This window comes from Rubrivirga sp. (genome assembly GCF_049648075.1).
Classification (GTDB): Bacteria; Bacteroidota; Rhodothermia; order Rhodothermales; family Rubricoccaceae; genus Rubrivirga.
This window is the reverse complement of record NZ_JBARYR010000391.1, coordinates 1-8,644: the sequence shown is the minus strand read 5'-3', so window position 1 is coordinate 8,644 and position 8,644 is coordinate 1. Positions and strand designations below refer to the sequence as shown.

General features: G+C 68.6%; 10 protein-coding genes. 9 read left to right on the top strand and 1 reads right to left on the bottom strand.

Features of this window, described 5'->3' with window-relative positions; genetic code table 11:
• The 7 genes from hisD to WBA11_RS11280 form a co-directional block, all read left to right on the top strand.
• Nucleotides 1–656: histidinol dehydrogenase (hisD, locus tag WBA11_RS11310; RefSeq protein ID WP_424520793.1), on the top strand; the 656-nt coding region annotated here is incomplete at its 5' end.
• Nucleotides 653–1,762 carry a pyridoxal phosphate-dependent aminotransferase gene (locus WBA11_RS11305; RefSeq protein WP_424520792.1) on the top strand — a complete coding sequence of 370 codons (1,110 nt, stop codon included), beginning with the start codon at nt 653–655 and terminating at the stop codon, nt 1,760–1,762. The genes hisD and WBA11_RS11305, both read left to right, overlap by 4 nt.
• A gap of 98 nt (nt 1,763–1,860) precedes the next feature.
• Nucleotides 1,861–3,126: a tyrosine--tRNA ligase gene (gene tyrS / locus WBA11_RS11300; protein ID WP_424520791.1), complete on the top strand. Its 1,266-nt coding sequence runs from the start codon at nt 1,861–1,863 to the stop codon at nt 3,124–3,126.
• Nucleotides 3,127–3,329: 203 nt separating this feature from the next.
• A complete protein-coding gene (locus WBA11_RS11295; RefSeq protein WP_424520790.1) occupies nt 3,330–3,914 on the top strand; it encodes a bifunctional nuclease domain-containing protein in 585 nt (194 codons plus the stop codon).
• Nucleotides 3,914–4,432: a hypothetical protein gene (locus WBA11_RS11290; protein WP_424520789.1), complete on the top strand. Its 519-nt coding sequence runs from the start codon at nt 3,914–3,916 to the stop codon at nt 4,430–4,432. Before WBA11_RS11295 ends, WBA11_RS11290 begins: the two co-directional genes overlap by 1 nt.
• A 2-nt stretch (nt 4,433–4,434) precedes the next feature.
• A complete protein-coding gene (gene bshC, locus WBA11_RS11285) occupies nt 4,435–6,096 on the top strand; it encodes a bacillithiol biosynthesis cysteine-adding enzyme BshC (protein ID WP_424520788.1) in 1,662 nt (553 codons plus the stop codon).
• Nucleotides 6,093–6,746, top strand: a complete 654-nt coding sequence (locus WBA11_RS11280) for an HD domain-containing protein (protein ID WP_424520787.1) — start codon at nt 6,093–6,095, stop codon at nt 6,744–6,746. The genes bshC and WBA11_RS11280 overlap by 4 nt, the downstream gene beginning before the upstream one ends.
• A 265-nt stretch (nt 6,747–7,011) precedes the next feature.
• Here the strand turns inward: WBA11_RS11280 and WBA11_RS11275 are convergent, their stop codons facing one another.
• Nucleotides 7,012–7,434: a CoA-binding protein gene (locus WBA11_RS11275; RefSeq protein ID WP_424520786.1), complete on the bottom strand. Its 423-nt coding sequence runs from the start codon at nt 7,432–7,434 to the stop codon at nt 7,012–7,014.
• A gap of 42 nt (nt 7,435–7,476) precedes the next feature.
• Here WBA11_RS11275 and WBA11_RS11270 point away from each other — a divergent pair, with 42 nt between their 5' ends.
• Both WBA11_RS11270 and WBA11_RS11265 read left to right on the top strand, forming a co-directional pair.
• On the top strand, nt 7,477–8,058 hold the full coding sequence (locus WBA11_RS11270; protein ID WP_424520785.1) for a hypothetical protein: 582 nt from the start codon (nt 7,477–7,479) through the stop codon (nt 8,056–8,058).
• On the top strand, nt 8,055–8,644 hold a 590-nt coding region (locus WBA11_RS11265), incomplete at its 3' end, for a phosphatase PAP2 family protein (RefSeq protein WP_424520784.1). The genes WBA11_RS11270 and WBA11_RS11265, both read left to right, overlap by 4 nt.

Genomic DNA, 8,644 nt, shown 5'->3' with positions numbered 1-8,644 from the left:
CCTATGTGGCGACGGCGAAGAAGCTGGTCGTCGGGCAGGTCGGCATCGACTCGGTCGCGGGGCCGAGCGAGGTCGTGGTCCTGGCCGATGCCGACGCGAACCCGACCTTTGCAGCCGCCGACCTCCTGGCCCAGGCCGAGCACGACGAGCGCGCCAGTGCCGTCCTGGTGACGCCCTCGAGGGCGCTGGCCGACGCGGTCGCCCTCGAGGTCGAACGTCTGGTTCCAACCCTGCCTCGCGCCGATATCCTGCGCACCTCGCTGCCCGCCTACGGCGCGGCGATCGTGACGGACACCATGGCCGACGCCATCGCGTGCGTTGACGAGCTCGCGCCGGAGCACCTGGTCATCTTGTCGGACGCCGCCGACGCGCTGTGGTCCCGGATCCGCCATGCCGGCGCCGTCTTCTTGGGCGCGCACTCGCCGGAGCCGGTCGGGGACTACTTCGCGGGTCCCAACCACGTCTTGCCCACCGGCGGCACCGCGCGCTTTGCCTCGGCGTTGGGCGTGACGCCGTTCCTGCGCCGCCAGTCCGTCTTGCGCTACTCGGCCCAACGCCTCCGCCAGTCCGGCGAGTCCGTCGCCCGGTTCGCGGAAGCCGAACACCTCGACGCCCACGCCCTCGCCGTCCGCGTCCGACTCGACTCCCTGTCATGACCGTACCCACCCACCTCGTCCGCCCGGAGATCCGCGCCGAGCGCGCCTACCGCGTCCCGACCACCATCGAGGCCGACGCTAAGGTCGACCAGAACGAGAGCCCGTACGATCTCCCCGACGAGATCAAGCGAGCCGCCCTCGACGCGTTCGCCGCGACGCCCTGGAACCGGTACCCCGACGACCGGCCGCACCGTCTTATCGAGGCCATCGAGAAGAAGGAGGGGTTGCCGGCGGGGTCCGTGATCGTCGGCCGAGGCTCGAACGAGTTGTCCCATACGTTGGGTCTGTGCTTCCTCGAGGCCGACACGCCCGTCGTGCTCCCCAGCCCGATGTTCGCGCTCTACGCGAGCGTCGCCCGGATGCACGGGGCGAAGATCGTCGACGTCGCGGCGGGTCCCGATCTCCGCCACGACCCCGACGAGATCCTGAGCGCCGCCCGCCGCTCGGGCGCCCCGCTCACGATCGTCACCACGCCCAACAATCCGACGGGCCAGACCATCGAGCACGCCGAGTTGGAGCGGATCGCAGAAGGGATCCCCGGCGTGCTCGTGATCGACGAGGCGTACCACGAGTTTTTGGATGGCCCGACGGCCACGGACCTGGTCATGTCGCACCCGAACGTGTTGGTCATGCGCACGTTCTCGAAAGCGTTCGGCCTGGCTGGCGTGCGTCTGGGTGTCTTGATGGGGCAGCCCGAGATGATTCAGGAGATCGAGAAGTCCCGGCTGCCGTTTTTAGTCGGACGTCTGGGGGAGGCCATCGGCCTGGAGATTCTGGCGCGGCCGGAACTGGTCGCTGACCGTGTCGCCGAGCTCAAGGCCGAGCGCGAGTCGCTCGAGGCGTGGCTGTCCGACCTCGAGGGCGTTGAGGTACTGCCGGGCGCCGCCAACTTCTTCCTGGTCCGCACGCCGCTGGACCACACCGAACTCCGTGCCGCGATGGCCGAGCGCGGCGTCCTGATCCGCGACGTGACCGGTTACCCCGCGCTCGCCCCGACCGACGACCGCCCAGGTTGGCTCCGCGTCTCGATCGGCTCGCCCGACGAGAACCGCATCACCCGGGACGCCTTCGCCGCCATCCTCGGCCTCGAGGTCGCAGCGTCCTGACCCGCCCTCGAGGCTGATGCCCTGACCTCAAGATCGCGCCTTCCGCGTTGACGTCCGTCCTCGAGGACGTGGCCTCGACCTGACCCTTCTCAACGACCATGACCTTTCTCGAAGACCTCCGCTGGCGAGGACTGATCTACGACGAGACGCCCGATCTCAAAGACCACCTCGAGGGCGGATCGCGCACGGCCTACATCGGCTTCGACCCGACGGCGGACAGCCTGCACGTCGGCTCGTTCTTGCAGATCATGGCGCTGCGGCGGTTCCAGCAGCACGGCCACAAACCGGTCGCCCTCGTCGGCGGCGGGACGGGGCTGATCGGGGACCCGTCCGGGAAGAAGGCCGAGCGTCAGCTGTTGACCGACGACCAGGTGCGGGCCAACGCCCAGGGCATCCGCGCGCAGCTCGAGAAGTTCCTCGACTTCCAAGGCGAGAACGCCGCCCAGATGGCGAACAACGCCGACTGGCTCACCCAGATCTCGCTCACCGACTTCCTGCGCGACGTCGGGAAGCACTTCACGGTGCAGCAGATGACGGCTCGCGAGTCCGTCAAGCGCAGGCTGGAGAGTGAAGTGGGACTATCGTTTACGGAGTTCAGCTACCAGCTTCTCCAGGCGTACGACTTCCTCTACCTCCACGAGAACCACGGCTGCACGGTCCAGATCGGCGGGTCGGACCAGTGGGGGAACATCACGGCTGGCACCGACCTGGTGCGCCGGATGGGAGGGAAGGCGCACGGGCTGGTCCAGCCGTTGGTGACGAACGCGTCCGGCACCAAGTTTGGAAAGACCGAGTCGGGCACCGTCTGGCTCGACGCCGAGCGCACGTCGCCGTACCGGTTCTACCAGTTCTGGCTCGGCACCGACGACCGCGACGTCGAGAACTACCTCAAGTGGTTCACCTCGATGGAGCAGCAGGAGGTGTCCGGCCTCGTCCTCGAGGGCGAGAAACGGCCCGGTGCTCGCATTCCCCAGCGCGCCCTTGCGCAAGTCGTCACGACGCTGGTCCACGGCGCCGACGCGACCGAGGCCGCCGAGCGCGCGGGCCGAGCGTTGTTCGGCGGCGACCTGTCCGCCCTCGACGCGTCCGCCCTCGACGAGGTGTTCGAAGAAGCGCCGTCCATCGAGGTCGAGTCCTCGAGGTTTTCGGGCGACGGAGTCGGCGTGACCGACCTGCTCGTCGAGGCCGGGCTCGCGTCCTCGAAGGGCGATGCCAAGCGCGCCGTCCAGGGCGGCGGCGTCCGGGTCGGAGACGAGAAGGTGGCCGACATCGGTCGGTCGCTCACCGTCAAGGACGCCATCGACGGCCGCGTGGTCGTGCTGAGGAAGGGCAAAAAGTCTGTCGCCTTGGTCCGGCTCAAGTAAGGGCGTGGGTGAAGAGGAAAGGGGCGTCCTCCGTGATCCCTTGCTGCTTGCCCCATCCTCCTTGTCCTGATTTAACCCGCTCGTCCTCGAGGCCGAGACGAATCTGGGACCCTCGGTGGCTTCGTGCCGTTGGCGGCTCCGGCTCTAAATCGATTCTCTCGGTCCGTACCTTCGGGCCTCTTCCGTCTGGTCTCTCTCGCGTCATGGACTTTATCCAGGTCGACATCATCGGGCTCTCCACGAGCCCCTCGTCTGGAGGCGCCTACGCGCTCGTTCTGGGCGAGGTCGGTGGCAACCGCCGTCTCCCGATCATCATCGGCGCGTTCGAGGCTCAGGCCATCGCGCTCGAGCTCGAGAAGATCCAGCCGCCGCGGCCGATGACCCACGACCTGCTCCGGTCGCTGTTCGACACGTTGGGAGCCGAGGTCACGGACGTCGTGATCGACGACTTGCGCGAGGGCACGTTCTTCGCCAAGGTCCGCTACGTCCACAAGGAAGAAGAGGCCACGCTCGACGCCCGCCCGTCGGACGCCGTCGCGCTGGCCGTCCGCACCGACGCCCCGCTCTTCGTGGCCTCGACCGTCCTCGACGAGGCCGGCATCCCCGCCGACGACGCCGACCTCGAGGACGACGAGCCCGGTGCCGAGCCCGTCGAGCGAGAGGCCGTGTCCGCGGTGTCGCGCCTGGACCGGATGGAGGGCGACCTCGAGAAGGCCATCGCGGCCGAGGACTATGAGACGGCCGCTCGGCTCCGCGACGAGATCAACCGCATGAAGGAGGAGAACTAGTGCGCGCACTCCTCTTGGCCGTCGCGCTCGCGGGCTCCGCCCTGGCCCAAGACGTCACGACGCCCGGCGTCGACGGCGCGGAGGCCGCTGTCCAGGCCTACATCGAGGACTACGCGCAAGGTGACTTGACGGGCGCCATCGAGCGGATTGAACCGGACGAGGTCGAGGAGTTTGCGGGCCTGTTGGCGAGGTTCAACGAGCAGATGGGGGAGTTCGGCGTGTTCGACATCCCCAAGGGGCAGACCCCGTCCAAGACGGTCGCCGGGTTTATCGAGAGCGTGATGGACGGTGAGTTCAACGAGGCCCTGGACACCCTCGAGGGCACCGTCATCGGGACGGTCATGGAGTCGGACTCGCTAGCCCACGTCGTCGGGCGGTCGTCGTTCTCGATCCTGGGAGGTGACGTCGGCGCCGTCAACGTGACGACGGCGCGGTGGGACGGGTCGCGCTGGTGGGTCTCGTTCGGCGAGAAGCTCACCGCCTTCCGCCGCGGCGTCGAGGCCGCGTCCGGCGAGTGACGATGGTCCCGGCTGTCGAGGCGATCCCTCACGCCGCGCTCGGCGCCTCCGCGCTGTTCCAGGTTTACACCGCCGGAGACCCCGCCGCGTTCAAACTCGGTCATCGTCACGTCTACCACGGCTCGCCGTGGAGCGCCGAGGACCGAGCCAAGGCCGCCGCGATCGCGGCCGAGTCGATGCCGGCCGAGACGCGCGCCGTCGTCGCGGATGTGCTCGCGGAGCAGAACCGATCGTGGGAAAGCTCCGAGGCCGTCCTCGAGGCCGTCGAGCGGCTTCGCGATCCTGAGTCTGTCGTCGTCGTGACAGGACAGCAACTCGGCCTGTTCGCCGGTCCGCTTTACACCGTCTACAAGGCGCAGTCCACCGTCCGGCTCGCTCGCCGCCTCGAGGACGAGACCGGCCGGCCCGTCGTCCCGGTCTTCTGGTTGGCCGACGAGGACCACGACTTCGCGGAGATCCACCGCGCTCGCTTCTCGGACGGGGAGGAGGTGCGCACCGCGACCTACGACGACGGCCTCGACCCCGACACCGACCGCGGCGCCGTCGGCCGGATCGTCCTCGAGGACGGAGCCACAACCCAGGCGCTGTCCGACCTCGAGGCCGCGCTCCCCGATGGTCCCGAACGCGACGACGCCTTGGAGGCCGCGCGATTGACCTACGTGCCCGGCCGAACGATGCGAGACGCGTTCGCGCTGTTGCTGAGGCGGCTCGTCCCCGACATCGTGATCGTCTCGGCCGACGACGCGCGACTCAAGCGGCTGGGTGCCCCGCTCTTCCGCAAAGAGGTCGAGGAGCATCAGTGGACGCTCACCTTCCTCGAGCAGTGGAGCGCCGCGCTCGTCGACGCCGGGTTCCACGCCCAGATCGACCCGACGCCGGTCAACCTGTTCGTCATGGGCGACAGCCACCGCACGCCGGTCGACCTCGAGGGCGACGGGTTCGCGCTCCGAGGCCGCGACACGCGTCTCACGAAGCAGGACCTGCTCGACCGCATCGAGAACGCGCCGGAGACGATCAGCCCGAACGTGGTCCTGCGCCCGCTCTTCCAGGACACCATCTTACCGACGGCCGCCTATGTCGCCGGTCCGGGCGAGGCCGCGTACTTCGCCCAGCTCGGCCACGTCTACGACCACTTCGGCGTGCCGATGCCGATCATCGAGCCCCGGCTCAGCCTGACGGTGATCGAGCCGGGCATCGCCAAGATCCTGGACCGCTACGCCCTCGAGGTCGCGGATCTCGGTGGCCCGTCGACGCAGGAGACGTTGCACGCCTTGTGGCGCCGGCTCGCTCTCGATGCGTCCGACCTCGAGGTCGAACCGGCGCTCGACGCGGCGCGCTCCGCCCTCGAGGACGTGTTCGCTGATCTCGCTCCGACCCTCGAGGCCGTCGACGCTGGACTCGAGCAGACCGCGGCGGCAGCACGCGCGAAGGCGCTGAACGCTCTCGAGCGGCTTGCCACGACGACGGTCCGCCTCGAAAAACGGAACCACGACATCGTCCGGTCACGTCTGGCTCGCGCCCAGGCCGCGCTGTGGCCCGGCGCCCCGCAAGAGCGCGTGCTCGGCCCCCTCGAGGTCGCCGCCCGGCACGGTCTCCCCGCCGTCCGAGAGCTCGTCGACGCCGTCCCGCTCGATGCCAGCGTCCACCACCTGGTTCGGACATGAGCGATCTGTTCTCACCTCTCGTCGAGCACGCCATCGAGACCGCCGCCGAGTGGCACGACGGCACGTACCGTAAGGGCCGCTGGACCGACTCCTGCATCGACACCGACGACGTCGGCCGCGTCCCGACGATGGCGCACGTCACGACGGTCGCGCTCACTGTCCAGCGCGCCGGTTGGAACGACCACGCCGTCGCCGCAGCCTTTCTGCACGACGCCCTCGAGGACGGCAACCGCCACCGCGAGTCGCTGTCTCGTGACGCCCTCGTGGCCCGCGTCGGAGAGCGAGTCGTCCGCATCGTGGAGGCTGTGAGCGAACCCAAGACCGACCTCGAGGGCGTGCCGCTCCCGTGGCGTGCTCGGAAGGAGGCGTATCTCGAGCGCTTGGCGTCCGGCCCCGTCGAGGCCGCGGCGGTGTCGCTCGCGGACAAGCTTCACAACGCCTACGCGATGTCGTCCAGCTTGGAGGCTGGGATCGACATCTTCTGTGACGGGCCGAACCGGCGTGGGCTGTCGGCCGGTGCCCAGCACCAGCGGTGGTTTTTCGTCGCCGTCCTCGATGTGAGCCGTCGCCACCCCGACGACCGGCTCGTTTGGATGCGCCGGCGCCTCGAGGGTGAAGTCCAGCGCTTCGAGGGCGCCGCGGGGCTGTAGCCTAAGGCCGGCACGGCGGACTACCATGGCTGGCTAGGGGGAAAGCCTGATACGCTGCAAGAAAAGGATAATCAGAAGGATATGGGAATCCACCCACACGGCAGGCCGTGTGATGGCCACTGGTCCGCCCGGTCGACCGCCTTGGCGTCTCTTTTGAGACGTCCGCTCGTTCGATACCGTGCCCGGGTGTCCGCTCAGGGCGCCCCCGACGGACCAGCGTGAGCGGCGGGTGGGGCATTGCCTCGCCCGCCGCTTCTTTATGCGGCTACCGCACAGCGCCGTGGTCCACCATCAGGCACCGGTTCGCGACGTACGGGAGGCCGGCCTCGAGGGCGAGCTGCTGGGCCTCTTCCGAATGGACACCGATCTGGGTCCAGATCACGGGAGCCCGCCCGGTCCGCTCGGCCCGGTCTGCGGCGTCGCGCACCACGTCCGCGACGAACTCCGGCCGTCGAAACACGTCCACGACGTCGACCTCGATGTCGCCTGGAATCGAGACCAAGTCGGGGTAGGCGGTCACGCCTAGGATCTCGTCGTGGTGTGGGTTGACGGGGATCATCGTGAGCCCGACCTGCTGGATGTACCGCGCGATCCGATGACTCGTCTGGAACGCACGGGGCGAGCAGCCGACGACGGCGATGGTCGTGGCGTCCTCGAGGACGGCGTACGGATCGGGCGAACTCGACATGGGGCATGGGGCGTAGGACGCTCACAACGCCCTCGACCGACCGTGGATTCGACCCAAGCCCTCGAGCCGCCCGTAGCGGCGGACCTTCCGGAGCCGTCCGAGACCTCGAAAGGCGCTTTGGCGCGCCTCGGGCGCGTGCTTCCAGGCATCCACGCCGTCGTCCGGCTGGCGTACCGACTGGCGCTGGTGAGCGCTGTCGCGGCGGGGCTGATCGTACTGGCCGTCGGGACCGCGGAGCGCATCGAGGTCGGGGCGGGAGCCCTGTGGGTCTTGGGACTGATCTTGTTGACGCCCGCCGCAGCTCTCGCGGTCGCCGGGTGGACCATCGCGGACCTGGTCTCGCTACCCGGAGAGATCCGGGACGCTGCGATCGCAGCGGCGAGTCGGGAAGACGGCGTCGTGAAGCCGCGCCGGAGCCGGATCGGGCGGCTGGTCGCGTCGTTGTGGGCCGCCCGAGGGTTGGCGCTTCTGTCGAAGGACGGCTGGCTGAAGGCGGTCGGCGCTCTCCGCTTTTTGCGGTTGGCGAGTCTGCCGTTCATGCTCGGCCTACTGGGGTTCGTGATGCTCAACGGGCTCGTGATCCTGGGAGGCCTGGTGGCCCTCGTCGCTTTGCTCGTCCCATGAGCGACCTTTCTCGTTTCATCCGACGCCGACTCGAGCGCGGCATCCCCTACGGTCTGGGGCTGACGGCTGCGTTCGGGGCGATCGCCCTTTTGATGGGCGCGTTCGTCCTGGTCGCGAACACCGTATTCGACCGTCAGGACTTGCTCCGAATCGACCAAGTCGCGCACCGGCTCCTGTTCGAGACCTTCGGCGCCAGTGCCGACCTGGGACTCGCGGTGACGTGGTTCGGCAACAACGACACCGTCGTCGCCTTCGTCGTGATCGCGGCCGTCGTGCTGGGGATCCGGCGGCAGTTTTGGGCGGCCTTTCGGGTCGTGTTCGCGAGTGGCCTGGGCGGGATCGTCGTGCTGAGCCTGAAGTCCCTGTTCGCCCGCGCGAGGCCTATTGAGCAAGTGATCGCCGCGACGGGGTACAGCTTCCCGAGTGGGCACACGTTCGCTTCGACGGTCTTCTACGGGATGATGATCGTGCTCGCGTGGAGGTTGTCGGATCGGGCCTGGGCGCGAGCGATCGTGACCACGGTGGCGCTCCTTCTCATCGTTGGGGTGGGCCTGTCCCGCGTCTACCTCAACGTCCACTACATCAC